The organism is Halomonas sp. Cn5-12 (genome assembly GCF_021532545.1).
Lineage (GTDB): Bacteria > Pseudomonadota > Gammaproteobacteria > Pseudomonadales > Halomonadaceae > Vreelandella > Vreelandella aquamarina.
Genome location: NZ_JAKGAY010000005.1, coordinates 36,104 through 50,184, shown reverse-complemented (window position 1 = coordinate 50,184; position 14,081 = coordinate 36,104). Strand labels below are relative to the sequence as shown.

At 56.5% G+C, this 14,081-nt stretch carries 14 protein-coding genes; 4 read left to right on the top strand and 10 right to left on the bottom strand.

Annotated elements, in window-relative coordinates; all coding sequences use genetic code 11:
• Positions 1-286 precede the first annotated feature (286 nt).
• The 7 genes from L1249_RS04580 to L1249_RS04550 all read right to left on the bottom strand — a co-directional run bounded on the left by L1249_RS04580 (position 287) and on the right by L1249_RS04550 (position 6,420).
• Positions 287-709: a GNAT family N-acetyltransferase gene (locus L1249_RS04580; protein ID WP_228168483.1), complete on the bottom strand. Its 423-nt coding sequence runs from the start codon at positions 707-709 to the stop codon at positions 287-289.
• 3 nt (positions 710-712) lie between these two features.
• Positions 713-1,894, bottom strand: coding sequence for a cupin domain-containing protein (locus L1249_RS04575; protein ID WP_062359291.1), 1,182 nt, complete (start codon positions 1,892-1,894; stop codon positions 713-715).
• 50 nt (positions 1,895-1,944) lie between these two features.
• The gene (gene purB, locus L1249_RS04570) at positions 1,945-3,330 is read right to left on the bottom strand and encodes an adenylosuccinate lyase (RefSeq protein ID WP_044627804.1); all 1,386 of its coding nucleotides are present in this window, start codon (positions 3,328-3,330) and stop codon (positions 1,945-1,947) included.
• 55 nt (positions 3,331-3,385) lie between these two features.
• Positions 3,386-4,024, bottom strand: coding sequence for a high frequency lysogenization protein HflD (hflD, locus tag L1249_RS04565; protein ID WP_062373629.1), 639 nt, complete (start codon positions 4,022-4,024; stop codon positions 3,386-3,388).
• Positions 4,021-5,178 carry a tRNA 2-thiouridine(34) synthase MnmA gene (gene mnmA / locus L1249_RS04560; RefSeq protein ID WP_062373632.1) on the bottom strand — a complete coding sequence of 386 codons (1,158 nt, stop codon included), beginning with the start codon at positions 5,176-5,178 and terminating at the stop codon, positions 4,021-4,023. Before mnmA ends, hflD begins: the two co-directional genes overlap by 4 nt.
• A gap of 73 nt (positions 5,179-5,251) precedes the next feature.
• Positions 5,252-5,716: an NUDIX hydrolase gene (locus tag L1249_RS04555; RefSeq protein WP_062373636.1), complete on the bottom strand. Its 465-nt coding sequence runs from the start codon at positions 5,714-5,716 to the stop codon at positions 5,252-5,254.
• Positions 5,713-6,420 carry a pseudouridine synthase gene (locus L1249_RS04550; protein ID WP_084812749.1) on the bottom strand — a complete coding sequence of 236 codons (708 nt, stop codon included), beginning with the start codon at positions 6,418-6,420 and terminating at the stop codon, positions 5,713-5,715. Before L1249_RS04550 ends, L1249_RS04555 begins: the two co-directional genes overlap by 4 nt.
• A gap of 38 nt (positions 6,421-6,458) precedes the next feature.
• On the opposite strand from L1249_RS04550, the gene L1249_RS17430 reads away from it, so the two are divergent.
• The 4 genes from L1249_RS17430 (at position 6,459) to clpA (ending at position 12,005) form a co-directional block, all read left to right on the top strand.
• Positions 6,459-6,581 carry a hypothetical protein gene (locus L1249_RS17430; protein ID WP_266100062.1) on the top strand — a complete coding sequence of 41 codons (123 nt, stop codon included), beginning with the start codon at positions 6,459-6,461 and terminating at the stop codon, positions 6,579-6,581.
• Positions 6,582-6,734: 153 nt separating this feature from the next.
• A complete protein-coding gene (locus L1249_RS04545) occupies positions 6,735-8,969 on the top strand; it encodes an NADP-dependent isocitrate dehydrogenase (RefSeq protein ID WP_062373639.1) in 2,235 nt (744 codons plus the stop codon).
• A 296-nt stretch (positions 8,970-9,265) separates the two neighbouring features.
• Positions 9,266-9,574 carry an ATP-dependent Clp protease adapter ClpS gene (gene clpS / locus L1249_RS04540; protein ID WP_044627932.1) on the top strand — a complete coding sequence of 103 codons (309 nt, stop codon included), beginning with the start codon at positions 9,266-9,268 and terminating at the stop codon, positions 9,572-9,574.
• A 154-nt stretch (positions 9,575-9,728) separates the two neighbouring features.
• Positions 9,729-12,005: an ATP-dependent Clp protease ATP-binding subunit ClpA gene (gene clpA / locus L1249_RS04535; RefSeq protein WP_058576915.1), complete on the top strand. Its 2,277-nt coding sequence runs from the start codon at positions 9,729-9,731 to the stop codon at positions 12,003-12,005.
• A gap of 173 nt (positions 12,006-12,178) precedes the next feature.
• Here clpA and infA read toward each other — a convergent pair whose 3' ends face one another.
• From infA to aat, 3 genes are all read right to left on the bottom strand, one after another.
• Positions 12,179-12,397 (bottom strand): translation initiation factor IF-1, encoded by a 219-nt coding sequence (gene infA / locus L1249_RS04530; RefSeq protein WP_007111068.1) that lies wholly within the window; start codon positions 12,395-12,397, stop codon positions 12,179-12,181.
• Between the two features lie 138 nt (positions 12,398-12,535).
• Entirely contained in the window at positions 12,536-13,270 is a 735-nt protein-coding gene (locus L1249_RS04525; RefSeq protein ID WP_062359288.1) for an arginyltransferase, read from the bottom strand.
• 30 nt (positions 13,271-13,300) lie between these two features.
• Positions 13,301-14,047: a leucyl/phenylalanyl-tRNA--protein transferase gene (gene aat, locus L1249_RS04520; protein WP_044627797.1), complete on the bottom strand. Its 747-nt coding sequence runs from the start codon at positions 14,045-14,047 to the stop codon at positions 13,301-13,303.
• Positions 14,048-14,081: the final 34 nt, after the last annotated feature.

The following is a 14,081-nucleotide window of genomic DNA, read 5'->3' as shown; positions in this document are numbered from 1 at the left end:
CTGTCTCTACACCCATCGTCTCTTAATAAAACGTCGCGGTGTGGCGCTTTGCGTTTCACAGTGTCGGTGTCTCCAAAGAGGAGAGTCCTTAACGCTGCAGTGCAATAACTATCGACTAGGCAAGGAGATCCAACAATTGTCACTTGGGGGCATGCGGCGTTGTAGTCCGACGACAGCGACTACGCCAAACGCCCTGTTTGTGTAGTCGTTTTTCGTCATGGCTTTGACTACGAACACAAAAAAAGCGCCACACGGGGTGGCGCTTGGCGACATTGGCACTGAATCACTACAAAAACAGCGTCATCTCACGATGGGGAATGCCTGCATCCATAAACACGTCGCCGTGGGCAACAAACCCCAGGCGTTCATAGAAAGCGAGGGCATGTAACTGGGCGCTAAGCGCTGCATAAGAGTGGCCGGCCTCGCGGGCGGCTTTAATGGCCGCCTCCATTAGCTGGTAGCCAATGCCCGTGCCTCGGGCGCTGCTAAGTACCGCAACGCGGCCAATGTGGCCATCGGGCAGCAGTCGCGCGGTGCCTACCGGCTCGCCATTGAGAGTGGCTAAAAAGTGCAGGCACTCCGTATCGAGACCATCCCACTCCTCTTCTTGAGGAACTTGCTGCTCGTCGATAAAGACGATTCGGCGAATCAGCGAGGCTGGCTCACCCAGTAATGCCCAACTACCACTTTTTACCGTTACCGCTTCCACGTCTTACTCCTCGTCGTCTCCTTCGCCCATAAAACCAAGGCTGCCGCTGTTGATGAGCTGTGTAATCAGCGCTTTAGCGCCGTCAATTTCCAGCACCTCTTCGTACATCGGCGTTGGGTCAGCGAGGCGTTTTGCCAGAGTCTCTGAGCAGCTATGCCCGTCGCCATCGACAAATAGCGTGGTGCCTGACGCATCGCTACGCCATGCAAAGCGAGAACCCGGCATATGGAACAGTGGCTCACCGTCTTGTAGTTGAGCAACAAGGTCGGCTTCGCTCATCGGCTCTTCGAGGGGAACGACTTGATCGATATATTTGGGCTGGGTCATCACGCGGCCAAACCACTGAGCAACCTGTTCAGGATTATCCAGGGTGGAGAGAATAAACTGGCGCATGCGTTCGACGGCGGCATCGTCGAGCTCGCCTACCTCCTCGGCAGGGGCCATGCCCGCATCGCTATAACGCTGGGAGTCCGACATTTGTTCGCCGACATAATCGGCATACGAGGTGATGGCTTCGTCGGCCGAGGGCGCCCGGAAACCCACCGAAATCGTCATGCAGTCGTCGGTTTGGCTGACGCCGTGGTGTGCCCAGCCGGGGGGCAAATACAACATGTCGCCGGGTGCCAGGGTCCAGTCGGAATCTGCTTCAATCTCGAAAGACTGCAGAATGCGCAAGTCAATGCCCTGAATGATGGGAGCATTACCTGGCTGCTTGCCGCCAAGCTGCCAACGACGGTGGCCGCTTGCCTGCAGTAAAAACACATCATACTGGTCGATATGCGGGCCAACACTGCCGCCGGGCGGTGCATAGCTCACCATGATGTCGTCCAGCCGCCAGCGGGGTAGGAAATCAAACTCATCCATCAGCGCAGCGATAGAGGGCACATAGTGGTCGACCGCTTGTACTAGCAGGCTCCAGTGACCTTCCGACAGCCGCTCGAAAGTGGCGTCGTCGAACGGCCCGTGCGAGACCTGCCAGGGGCCGTCGGGGCCGTTCTCTTCGACCAGCCGCGCTTCGACGCCCGGTTCGCAGGCAAGACCTGCCAGCTCGTCGGGGTCGATGGGGCTGACGAAATCAGGGATAGCGCCACGAATCAGCAGTGGCTTCTGTTGCCAGTAGTTGGCCAAGAAGTCTGCGGGCGTTAAATCGCCCAGCAGGGTGAGTGGCTTATCGTGATGACTCATGGCGTTATCCTAGTTCAAGTGAGCGCTACGTTAGTGTCGCAGGGCGTCGTTTAGAGTGCAGCAAGCCGCTGGTTGAGTGCTTCGGCCTGGGCCTTCGCATTACCAATATAGCTGGCGGGCGAGAGCGCCTTCAGCTCATTTTTCACCGTCTCGGGCAGCTCAAGGGTATCAATAAAGGCCGCAAAGCCCGCTTGGTCAATACGCTTGCCGCGAGTAAGTTCTTTGAGCTTCTCGTAGGGCTTTTCAATGCCGTAGCGACGCATCACGGTTTGGATCGGCTCGGCCAGTACTTCCCAGCTGTTATCCAGGTCTTCTGCCAAGCGCGACGGGTTAGCTTCCAGCTTGCTGATGCCCTTAAGGCTGGCGTGGTAGCCAATCAGGCCATAGGCCAAGCCAACGCCTAGGTTACGCAGTACGGTGGAGTCGGTCAGGTCGCGCTGCCAGCGAGAAATCGGTAGTTTCTGTGCTAGGTGGCTCATCACCGCGTTGGCGAGGCCCAGGTTGCCTTCTGAGTTTTCAAAGTCAATCGGGTTGACCTTGTGCGGCATGGTGGAAGAGCCAATTTCGCCCTCTACGGTGCGCTGCTTGAAGTAGCCCAGGGAAATATAGCCCCATACGTCGCGGTCAAAGTCGATCAGGATCGTGTTGTAGCGGCAGATCGCATCGAACAGTTCGGCAATGTAGTCGTGGGGTTCGATTTGCGTGGTATAGGGGTTAAAGCTTAAGCCCAAGCCTTCAACAAAGGTGCGCGCGTTGGCTTCCCAGTCGATATCTGGGTAGGTGGTCAGGTGGGCGTTGTAGTTGCCGACCGCACCGTTGATTTTGCCCAGAATCTCCACGCTTTCGATCTGCTTGAGCTGGCGCTTGAGGCGATACGCCACGTTAGCCATCTCTTTACCTAGCGTGGTGGGGCTAGCCGTTTGGCCATGGGTGCGTGACAGCATCGGCTGGCCTGCATGGGCAATCGCCAGCTTGGCAATCTCATCGGCGACTTCGTGCATTGTTGGCAGCATAGCTTTTAGGCCATCTGCCAGCATCACGCCGTAAGAGAGGTTGTTGATGTCTTCACTGGTGCAGGCGAAGTGGATAAATTCGGTAACGGCGTTTAGCTCGGCTTGGCCTGCAATCTTCTCTTTTAGGAAGTACTCCACCGCTTTAACGTCGTGATTGGTGGTGCGCTCAATCTCTTTGATACGCTCCGCGTCATCGACTGAGAAGTCACGAATAAGCTGCTCTAGAAACGCGGTGGCTTCTGCGGAAAGCGGCGGGACTTCGACAATCTGGCCGTGCTCAGCAAGGCGCTGCAGCCAGCGCACTTCCACGATCACGCGCGCACGGATCAGGCCGAATTCGCTGAAGTGTTCACGTAGCGCGGCGGCTTTGGCGCCGTAGCGGCCGTCAACGGGAGAAAGGGCGGTCAGAGCAGAGAGTTGCATGGCTTGGTTTCCAGAGTGGTCAAAGTCGGAGGTCGAAAGTAAGGTATCTTGGCGGCTAGCTAAAGTTATCCAGCGCTCGGCGTAGCGCCTTGCGTTGAAACACCAGCTTCCAGCGGCGGCCGCCCTGCTGATGCCACAACAGCGCAAAGCGAATACCGGCCATTAAGCAAGCGCGTACTCGTTCCGGCATCATGCGGGTTTGCAGTAGCGAGGGGTCGCCCTGCACCACAATGCGCGTTTTAAACGTCGAAATGGTCTCTTGGTAAGTTTCACCAAGGCTGGCAATGACGTTTTCGTGAGTCGTTCCAAAGTGCTCTGCTTGCCCTTGAACATGGGTCAGCTTTTGGCCTAACACGTCCATCATCTGGCGGTCGGTGCGCAGCTTATTCATTAGCAGCAGCAGCGAAAATCCGTAGCGCAATACCACCGGGTTGGCCTGCTTACGGCCAACGAGTGCTTCCAGCGTATCCAGCCCGCGGCGCAGGTTGTTGGGGTGGCCGCCGTAGATGGCTTCAAAACTTTCCGGGTTGGTGTCTACCGTCGCGTTGATCAGCGTTTCCCACGCGCGTGTATCAACTTGTCCTGTACGGGCGAGTTCATCGACGAGGCTTGCTGCTTGAAAGACCCCCGCTAGCGCGAGGGCTTGACGGGCAGCGGGGGTATCGGGCGCGCGGTGAATAGGGGTTGCGCTCATGCAGCGGTCTCCGAGGCATTCCAGGTGGCGCGAATAACGCCGCCGCCTAAGCAGATGTCGTTATCGTAAAGCACCAGCGACTGGCCGGGCGTGACCGCCCACTGCGGGTCGTTAAAAATTACTTCAACGCTGCCATCAGCCTGGGCGACAATTTCGCAGGGGCAGTCGCTTTGGCGGTAGCGGGTTTTGGCGGTAAAGCGGCCTTGCTGAACCGGCGGCTTTCCGGCGACCCAGTCCATCGCCTCGGTGGCGAGTGCATTGGTGTAAAGCAGCGGATGATGCTTGCCTTGCACCACGATCAGCACGTTGCGCTCGAGATCTTTTGCCGCCACGTACCAGGGGTCTTCGGAGTAGTTGGCCAAACCGCCAATACCTAACCCTTGACGCTGCCCCAGGGTGTAGTACATCAAGCCCATGTGCTGGCCAATTTCATCGCCTTCAGGGGTCTCGATGGTGCCCGGCTGGGCGGGCAGGTACTGCTGCAGGAAGTCGCGGAAACGACGCTCACCGATAAAGCAGATACCAGTGGAGTCCTTTTTCTTCGCGGTGACGAGGTCGTGCTGCTCCGCCAGCGCGCGCACTTCAGGTTTTTCAAGCTCACCGACCGGGAACAGCGTGCGGGCAATCGCCGCTTCTGGCACCGCGTGCAGGAAGTAGCTTTGGTCTTTATTGCCATCCAGGCCTTTCAGCAGGCGCGGGTGACCGTCGCGGATGCCTTGGCGCACGTAGTGACCGGTGGCGATTTTATCGGCACCCAGCATCTCGGCATACTCCAAGAAGACCTTGAACTTGATCTCCCGGTTACAAAGGATGTCAGGATTAGGCGTACGGCCTGCTTTGTACTCTGCCAAGAAGTGCTCGAATACGTTGTCCCAATACTCGGCAGCGAAGTTAGCCGTGTGCAGCTTGATGCCCAGTTTGGCGCACACGGCTTCCGCATCGGCCAGATCCTCCTTCGCCGTGCAGTATTCGGTGCCGTCGTCTTCATCCCAGTTTTTCATAAACAGGCCCTCGACCTCGTACCCCTGTTGGAGCAGAAGGAGAGCAGAAACGGAGGAGTCGACGCCGCCAGACATGCCGACAATCACTTTGCCGGTGGCAGCGGTGTAGGTGTCTGACGCGTCCTGGGTGGCTGTGCCATCGGTGGATGTCATTGGCATCCTCAGTTGAAGTGGTGTGCAATTGGGCGGCGATTATACACGATGGGGGCTCGATGCTTCGAGTGCTTCACTCTTGGATCACCGAAAGCGGGAAGTGACGGTGGTTCAGGGCATCGTCAATGCGTTTCAGCACCAGCGGGCTTCTTAACCGCTGCGCGGCCGCGAGTGCGACGATCTCATCACGTGTTAACCAATGGGTAGCCACAATGGCCGGATCAATCGCCGTGGTGAGCGGCTGTTCAGGGACGCCGGTAAATCCATGACTATGAAACGTTTCTCCCTCTGGGGTGTGAAAAACGTACAGCCCTAAATAGCCGGTGAGCGATACCTGCCACGCCGTTTCCTCTTGCACCTCGCGCTGTATGGCGGCTACCGGCCCTTCGCCAAGTTCTACGTGCCCGGCTGGCTGATTAAAGAGCGTGTGGGCACCGCCTTTATCCTCTTCCACCATTAAAAAATGCTCGCCCTGCTGAATCACACAGGCCACCGTGCTGCGAATGGTTGGCCGAACAGTAGGAGAAGACGTCTTCATTTTTTAGGGCCTCTGGATTTGGTGCTTCGTTTGGGGGCTGCTTTTGCGGCACGCGCTTTATTGGTACCTGAGCCTTTTGGTGAGGCGCTTTTCGGCTTGGCGTTTTTTGGCTTAGCCTTTTTTGGCATGGCGCGAGGCTGCTTGGCATTGTCTGGGCGCGGGGCGTGCAGCGTCTCTTTGCGCCATTCGCCGGGGGCTAGTTGGCCAAGCTGCCAGGGGCCAATGGCCGCACGAATCAGGCGTAGCGTGGGAAAGCCTACGTGGGCAGTCATGCGGCGCACCTGGCGGTTGCGGCCTTCGCTAATGGTGAGTTCCAGCCAGCTGGTGAGAGGGTGGCGCTTGGGGTCGATCGGCGGGTCTCGTTCAGCGATAGCAGGCGGCGCTATACGGCGCGCTTTGGCGGGTAGGGTCGGGCCATCTTTTAACGTAATGCCTGCTTTGAGCGCGCGGATGGCCTCATCGGTAATGTGGCCTTCAAGCTGCACCCAATAGGTTTTTGGCTGCTTGTGTTTGGGGTGGGCAATGCGGTGAATAAGGCCCCCGTCATCACTCAGTAGCAGCAGGCCTTCAGAATCAAAATCAAGGCGGCCAGCGGCGTACACCTCTGGGGCGCGAATCACTTCTGCCAAGGTGGCTCTGCCCTGGCTATCGGTAAACTGGGAGAGCATACGGTAGGGTTTGTGCAGTAAATATAAGGTGCTCATCGTCTCACAAGCTGTCCCAAGAACTAGAGGTGGAGGATTTGTCGACAATCGCTCATGCGGTTAAAGTGCAGCGCTGGTATAATCTGGCGCAGCTGTTTGAGATGAACCGTTGGCATCGTGATGACCACCGTTTTCATCTGTCGTCATCGTTACCGCAATAACCACCGAGTGACCAGTAGTACCACCGACTGACTAAAGGGGCAGCGCATACAGGATGCTCCACCCGCTTCGCGGCATGGCTAATCGTTGAATGAGCCGCGTAGCTCAGGATTCTTTATAATCACAGCGACCGAAAAAAAGAGGTTAACGCAAAAATGTCTAAAACGCCGAAGATCATTTATACGCTCACCGATGAAGCTCCTGCGCTCGCTACCTACTCTTTGTTACCCATCATTGATGCCTTTACCGACTCTGCCGGTGTCGAAGTAGAGACCCGCGATATTTCTCTTGCTGCCCGCGTATTGGCACAATTCCCGGATATTCTGAGCGACGAGCAGCGCGTGAGCGATGACTTGGCGGAGCTTGGTCAGCTGGCGAAGACGCCTGAAGCCAATATTATCAAACTACCTAATATCAGCGCCTCTGGCCCGCAGCTAAAAGCAACCATCAAAGAGCTGCAAAGCCAGGGCTACCCGCTGCCTGACTACCCGGAAGAGCCGAAAAACGACGAAGAAGCCTCCGTTAAAGCGCGTTACGACAAAGCCAAGGGCAGTGCGGTAAACCCGGTGCTGCGCGAAGGTAACTCCGACCGCCGCGCGCCGAAGTCGGTCAAGAACTACGCTCGCAAATACCCGCACCGCATGGGTGAGTGGAGCGCTGACTCTAAGTCCCATGTGGCTCATATGAGCGAAGGCGACTTCTACGGCAGCGAACAGTCGGCGGTGATGGAAAAAGCCGGCACGCTGAAGATTGAGCTGCAGCAAAAAGATGGCACCAACGTGGTGCTAAAAGAGGGCCTTGCGGTACAAGCAGGCGAAGTCATTGACGCCGCCAGCATGAGTAGCCGCCGTCTGCGCAGCTTTATTGACAGCCAAATCAGCGATGCCAAAGAGAGCGGCGTGCTGTTCTCGCTGCACTTGAAAGCTACCATGATGAAGGTCTCCGACCCGATCATGTTCGGTATCGTGGTAGAAGAGTTCTATAAAGAGGTGCTGGAGAAGCACGCTGACGTGCTGAAGAGCGCTGGCTTCAATCCGAACAGCGGTATCGGCGACCTTTACAGCGCTATTGAGAAGCTGCCCAGCGACCAGCAAGAGGCGATCAAAGGCGATGTAGAGGCCCTTTATCAAACTCGCCCGGCCATGGCGATGGTGAACTCCCATAAAGGCATCACCAACCTGCATGTGCCCAGCGACGTGATCATCGATGCCTCTATGCCGGCGATGATTCGTGATTCCGGCAAGATGTGGAACGCGAATGACGAGCTGCAAGATGCGAAGGCTGTTATCCCTGACCGCTGCTACGCCACCATTTACCAGGCGGTGATCGAAGACTGCAAGCAGCACGGCGCGTTCGATCCGACCACCATGGGCAGCGTACCTAACGTGGGCCTGATGGCGCAGAAAGCCGAAGAGTACGGCTCTCACGATAAAACCTTCCAAATGCCTGCCGACGGGACTGTCGTGGTCACCGACGATTCAGGCCAAACTGTGTTTAGCCACACGGTAGAAGCAGGCGATATCTGGCGTATGTGCCAGACCAAAGACGCGCCGATTCAAGATTGGGTGAAGCTGGCCGTGACTCGCGCTCGCGATAGCGGTGCCCCGGCACTGTTCTGGCTCGACGCTAACCGTGCCCACGACGCGCAACTGATCAAGAAGGTCGAGACGTACCTGAAAGATCACGACACCGCTGGCCTGGATATCCGAATTCTCGCGCCGGTCGATGCGATGAAGGTTTCTTTGGAGCGTATCCGTAAAGGCGAAGACACCATCTCCGTCACTGGTAACGTGCTGCGCGATTACCTAACCGACCTGTTCCCGATCATGGAGCTGGGCACCAGCGCCAAGATGCTCTCCATCGTACCGCTGATGAACGGTGGTGGCCTGTTTGAAACCGGCGCTGGCGGTTCTGCACCTAAGCACGTTCAGCAGTTCCTGGAAGAGAACCACCTGCGTTGGGATTCGCTGGGTGAGTTCCTGGCCCTGGCGGCGTCGCTTGAGCACCTGGGCAGCACCTTCGGTAACGCCCGCGCGACGCTGTTGGCAAAAGCGCTGGATGAAGCCAATGGCAAATTCCTCGACAGCAACAAGTCGCCATCGCGTAAAGTCGGCGAGCTGGATAACCGTGGCAGCCACTTCTACCTGGCAATGTACTGGGCAGAAGCACTGGCCGCTCAGGACCAGGACGCCGAACTGAAATCCCTGTTTGGCCGTCTGGCCGAGACGCTGCAAGCCAGCGAGAGCACCATCGTCGATGAGCTGAACAGCGTGCAGGGGCAGCCGGTGGATATCCAGGGATACTTCCACCCCAACCGTGAGCTGGCCAGCCAGGCCATGCGCCCGAGCAAGACCCTCAACGACGCGCTGGCCATGGTGTCCAAAGGCTGATTATCCGCTGAGCCGTCGCGCTTTAGCGGCTGATCGATCCCTCGCCCGCCTTGCGGGCGAGGGATTTTTATTCTCTCCTGTGTGATAATTTTTTACCTTTCATGAACCCTTGTTGATGGCAGGCGTCTTATACATAGGTGTACAGTCTGTAGAAGCCTGGACTGTAAAAGCCTCGTCTTTGAATTGATCCAAGGCCCTGACTGTCAGCAGCAAGAAGATGATGCACGTGACTTATGCCTAATACATACCCTCTGGACGTGATCGCGACTCTGCAGGCAGGCATGACGCGTCCAGGCATGCCAGAACACGATGATGACTTAGCGGTGCAGTCGGCCGAGCCCGCGCTGGCACAGCCGCCTTTATATAAAGTGGTGTTGCATAACGACGACTACACCCCCATGGAGTTTGTTGTTGAAGTGCTGCAAGGCTTTTTTAATATGGATAGCGAAAAAGCCGTGCAGGTGATGTTGGCGGTGCACACCCAGGGGAAAGCCACCTGCGGCATTTTTACCCGGGATATTGCTGAAACTAAAAGTTATCAAGTGAATGAGTATGCCCGTGAATGTGAGCACCCGCTAATGAGTGACATCGAAGCTGCTGATTAAGCCTATTTGAAATGAGTAGCGTTGAAAAAAAGTAGCACAGGGGCTTGCAACCACGCCATTTGTACCCGATGTTGAAAGTGCCGGTCGATTAAACTGATCCGACGCAAGCCCTAGGTGTCGATATACCCTAGGTAGTAGCGAAAAGGGGACTGCCATGCTGAGCAAAGAACTTGAACTGACCCTGAACACGGCCTTCACCGTGGCTCGCTCAAAGCGCCACGAATTCATGACCGTAGAGCACCTGCTTCTGGCGCTGCTAGACAATGCCTCTGCGGTGGATGTGCTGAAGGCGTGTGGGGCAAACCTCGACAAGCTGCGGTCCGATCTGCAGGATTTCATTAACTCGACCACACCGCTGATCCCAGAAGGTCAGGGTGACCGTGAAACGCAGCCAACGCTGGGCTTTCAGCGCGTGCTACAACGTGCTGTATTCCATGTTCAATCTTCCGGTAAAAGCGAAGTGACTGGCGCTAATGTGCTGGTGGCCATCTTTTCCGAGCAAGAGAGTCAAGCGGTTTACTTCCTTAAACAACAAAGCGTGGCGCGGGTAGACGCGGTGAACTACATCGCCCACGGAATTTCTAAAGTCTCTGGTCATGGTCCGTCGCCATCACCTTCCTCTCAAGAGAGTGACGACGCAGAAGAGGGGAGCGCTGAAGGCGCTGCTCATCCGTTGACTGGCTACGCCACCAACCTCAATGAGCAGGCACGTCAGGGTAAAATCGACCCTCTGATTGGCCGCGACCATGAGCTTGAGCGCGTTGTGCAAATTCTGGCCCGCCGTCGTAAAAATAACCCACTTCTGGTGGGTGAAGCGGGTGTGGGCAAAACCGCTATTGCCGAAGGCTTAGCCAAGCGCATCGTCGAAGAAGACGTGCCGGAAGTCATTGCCGACGCGGTGGTTTACTCACTGGATATGGGCGCACTGCTGGCAGGCACCAAGTACCGTGGCGATTTCGAAAAGCGCCTCAAGAGTCTGTTAAGCGAGCTGCGTAAACAGCCCAATGCCATCTTGTTCATCGATGAGATTCATACGGTCATTGGCGCGGGCGCTGCCTCGGGCGGCGTGATGGACGCTTCCAATCTGTTGAAACCGCTGCTCTCTTCAGGCGAGCTGCGCTGCATTGGTTCGACCACGTTCCAGGAGTTCCGCGGAATTTTCGAGAAAGACCGCGCCTTGGCACGCCGCTTCCAAAAGGTCGACGTGCTGGCACCGTCCGTTGAGGACACCATCAAGATTCTCAAAGGGCTGCGTTCGCGCTTCGAAGAGCACCACGAACTGAAATACACCGACGGTGCGCTGGAGAGTGCCGCTCGTCTGGCGGATCGCTACATCAACGATCGCTTCCTGCCCGATAAAGCGATCGACGTGATCGACGAAGCGGGTGCGCATCAGCGGATGCTACCCCCTGAGGTACGTGCTACGACGATCGACGTGGAGCAGGTGGAAGCCGTGGTGGCCTCCATTGCGCGCATTCCGCCGAAGAGCGTCTCGAGTTCGGATCGTAAACAGCTCGAGAAGTTGGACCGCGACCTGAAAATGTTGGTGTTTGGTCAAGATGAAGCGATCGATTCACTGTCGGCGGCCATCAAGCTCTCCCGGGCGGGCCTGAAATCTCCCGATAAGCCCGTGGGCAGCTTCCTGTTCGCAGGCCCGACTGGGGTCGGTAAAACGGAAGTAGCCAAGCAACTGGCGCATATCATGGGCATTGAGCTGGTGCGTTTCGATATGTCGGAGTACATGGAGCGTCACACCGTGTCGCGTTTGATCGGTGCGCCTCCAGGCTATGTGGGGTATGACCAGGGTGGGCTACTGACCGAGGCCGTCACCAAACAGCCGCACTGCGTGCTGCTTCTCGACGAAATCGAAAAAGCGCATCCAGAAGTTTTCAATCTGCTGTTGCAGGTCATGGATCACGGTCGTTTGACGGATAACAACGGCCGCGAGGCAGACTTCCGCCATGTGATTTTGATCATGACCTCGAACGCTGGGGCGGAGCAGGCATCGCGTCGCTCTATCGGTTTCCAGAGCCAGGATCACTCGACGGATGCGATGGAAGTGATTCGTCGGACCTTCTCGCCGGAATTCCGTAACCGCCTGGACGGCATCATTCAATTCCATGCGCTGCCCACGACGGTGGTGCGCAACGTGGTCGACAAGTTCTTGATCGAGCTTCAAGCGCAACTAGACGAGAAGCGCGTGCAGCTGGATGTAGACGACGTCGCCCGGGATTGGCTAGCAGAGAAAGGCTACGACCCGGATATGGGGGCAAGGCCGATGGCTCGCTTGATCCAAGAGAAGCTCAAGAAGCCACTCGCAGAGATGATTCTGTTTGGAGAGCTGGCCGAGCACGGTGGTATCGTCCATGTTAGCCTGGAGGAGGGAGAGCTTCATCTTTCGACAGAGTCGGAAATGGCAGATGCGCCCTGAAAAGGGCGCTAAGATGACCGACAAGCAGTAATGCATACTCGCTAGCACGCACAGCGCCCTGTCTTCGACGGGGCGTTGTCGTTTCCAGGGAGCGGCGCCGTCGTTACGCGGTGCTACTAATAGCCGTGGGACGCGATCTGTGAGCAGACGTTGCTTGAGGGCACACTCAAGGCTTAGCGCGAGCGATAAACGATACGGCCTTTGGACAGGTCGTAGGGCGTTAGTTCTACCTTGACCTTGTCGCCAGTCAGAATGCGGATGTAGTTTTTACGCATTTTGCCAGAGATATGAGCAGTCACAACGTGGCCGTTTTCCAGCTCAACCCGGAACATGGTGTTGGGAAGGGTGTCAACGATAACGCCTTCCATTTCAATATGATCTTCGCGTGCCATATAGGCAGATCCTCACTTATTTTACATCGTGGATAGTCGAATGATTGCCTCAATAAGCGCTGGCACAAACCTGCTCGCCTAAGAAACAGCGCTATATTGTGCCGTAAGCCTGCCGTCAAGGCAAAAAAGCTGACCAGATTAGCGAATTAAAGGTCGCCAATGCCGCCCGTCCAGCAGCTCGATGGGTGAAAAAGACTGCTTGTAGCGCATCTTACGACACTCTTCAATCCAGTAGCCAAGATAAAGATGAGGCAGCTGTTTTTCTTGGCAGAGCGCAATCAACTTTAAAATGGCAAAGGTGCCGAGTGAGCGCTTATCCAGCGCTTCATCGACTTTAAAAAACGTGTAAATAGCTGACAGACCGTGCTCTAGCTGGTCAAACGCTGCCACGGCCACCAGCTCACCTTCTAGGTACATCTCCATGAGGTGCGCATAGGGTTCTTCAAGCGTCAGAAAGGTACGGTACTGCTCGCGGCTGGGTGGATACATGTCGCCGTCTGCATGGCGTTGGCGAATGTAGTCAGCATATAGAGCGTAGTGGTTGGCATCGAAGCGCGCGGCGATGACGCGGGTCTCAATATCGTGATTGCGTTGCCAAACTTTTCGCTGAGTACGGTTGGCGCTAAATTCGTCCACCGGGATGCGGACTGAGCGGCAGGCATTGCAACCTTCGCAGTGAGGGCGGTATAAGTGGCGTCCGCTGCGTCGAAAGCCAAGCAGAGACAGCGAGTCGTACACCCCAGGCACCGGCGACTCCTGAGGATCCAGAAACAGTGTTGTTGCCTCTTTGCCAGGAAGATAGCTGCAGGCATGAGGAACGGTTAGGAAGAAGCGCAAATCCCGCACAGGGCGGCGAGGAGCGTTACTACTCACGGCTTGCCTCCTTGGTGAAAAACGGCGCGGTCACTCTGCTTCAGCGCCTGAGGGTATCGCCGCCAGCCATGGTGAGGCAGGCACGGATGGCGTCTGATGGGCAGGTGGTAAGCGAAAAGCCTTTTCTGGCAACCATTGTTCAAGGTAGTTGATGAACGTGCTACGGGCGACTGTTGTCGCACCCAGGCTGGCTAAATGCGGCGTGTGCATTTGGCAGTCGATGAGTTCACCACCATGGCGTTGCATGGCGCCTGCCAAGTAGGCCAGCGCAATTTTGGAAGCGTCGGGTTGACGTGAAAACATCGACTCACCAAAGAACACTGGCCCCATGGCCAGCCCATACAGCCCGCCGACCAGCTCGCCGTCACGGTGTACCTCAATGCTGTGGGCGATGCCAAGTTCGTGAAGGCGCTGATAGGCACGACGCATATCCGGGTTAATCCAAGTGCCCGGTTCATTTTTACGGGGAGCAGCACATGCCTCAACGACCTGGATGAACTGTTGATCTAGTGTCACGCTAAAGCCACCATGTCGCAGCCGTTTAGCTAGACTGCGGCGTCGTTTAAACTGAGCAGGCAGCAGTATCATGCGCGGGTCAGGGCTCCACCATAAAATGGGGTCCTTGTCGCTATACCAAGGAAATATCCCTTTCCGGTAAGCGTCTACCAGCCAGGCTGGTGTAAGCTCTCCACCGGCGGCTAGGAGGCCGTTGGGAGACTCTAATGCCTGTTCGGTAGATGGAAATGAAGGGTGTGGCGATGAGAGCCAAGGTAGCATCGCTTGCTCCTGTTGCTGATAGCTTCTATAGAAG

Coding starts and splice junctions, on each gene's coding strand:
- L1249_RS04555 (WP_062373636.1), bottom strand. CDS start 5,716: ATGAAGACGTCTTCTCCTACTGTTCGGCCAACCATTCGCAGCACGGTG.
- mnmA (WP_062373632.1), bottom strand. CDS start 5,178: ATGACATCCACCGATGGCACAGCCACCCAGGACGCGTCAGACACCTAC.
- aat (WP_044627797.1), bottom strand. CDS start 14,047: ATGCTACCTTGGCTCTCATCGCCACACCCTTCATTTCCATCTACCGAA.
- hflD (WP_062373629.1), bottom strand. CDS start 4,024: ATGAGCGCAACCCCTATTCACCGCGCGCCCGATACCCCCGCTGCCCGT.
- clpA (WP_058576915.1), top strand. CDS start 9,729: ATGCTGAGCAAAGAACTTGAACTGACCCTGAACACGGCCTTCACCGTG.
- L1249_RS04575 (WP_062359291.1), bottom strand. CDS start 1,894: ATGAGTCATCACGATAAGCCACTCACCCTGCTGGGCGATTTAACGCCC.
- L1249_RS04550 (WP_084812749.1), bottom strand. CDS start 6,420: ATGAGCACCTTATATTTACTGCACAAACCCTACCGTATGCTCTCCCAG.
- infA (WP_007111068.1), bottom strand. CDS start 12,397: ATGGCACGCGAAGATCATATTGAAATGGAAGGCGTTATCGTTGACACC.
- purB (WP_044627804.1), bottom strand. CDS start 3,330: ATGCAACTCTCTGCTCTGACCGCCCTTTCTCCCGTTGACGGCCGCTAC.
- clpS (WP_044627932.1), top strand. CDS start 9,266: ATGCCAGAACACGATGATGACTTAGCGGTGCAGTCGGCCGAGCCCGCG.
- L1249_RS04545 (WP_062373639.1), top strand. CDS start 6,735: ATGTCTAAAACGCCGAAGATCATTTATACGCTCACCGATGAAGCTCCT.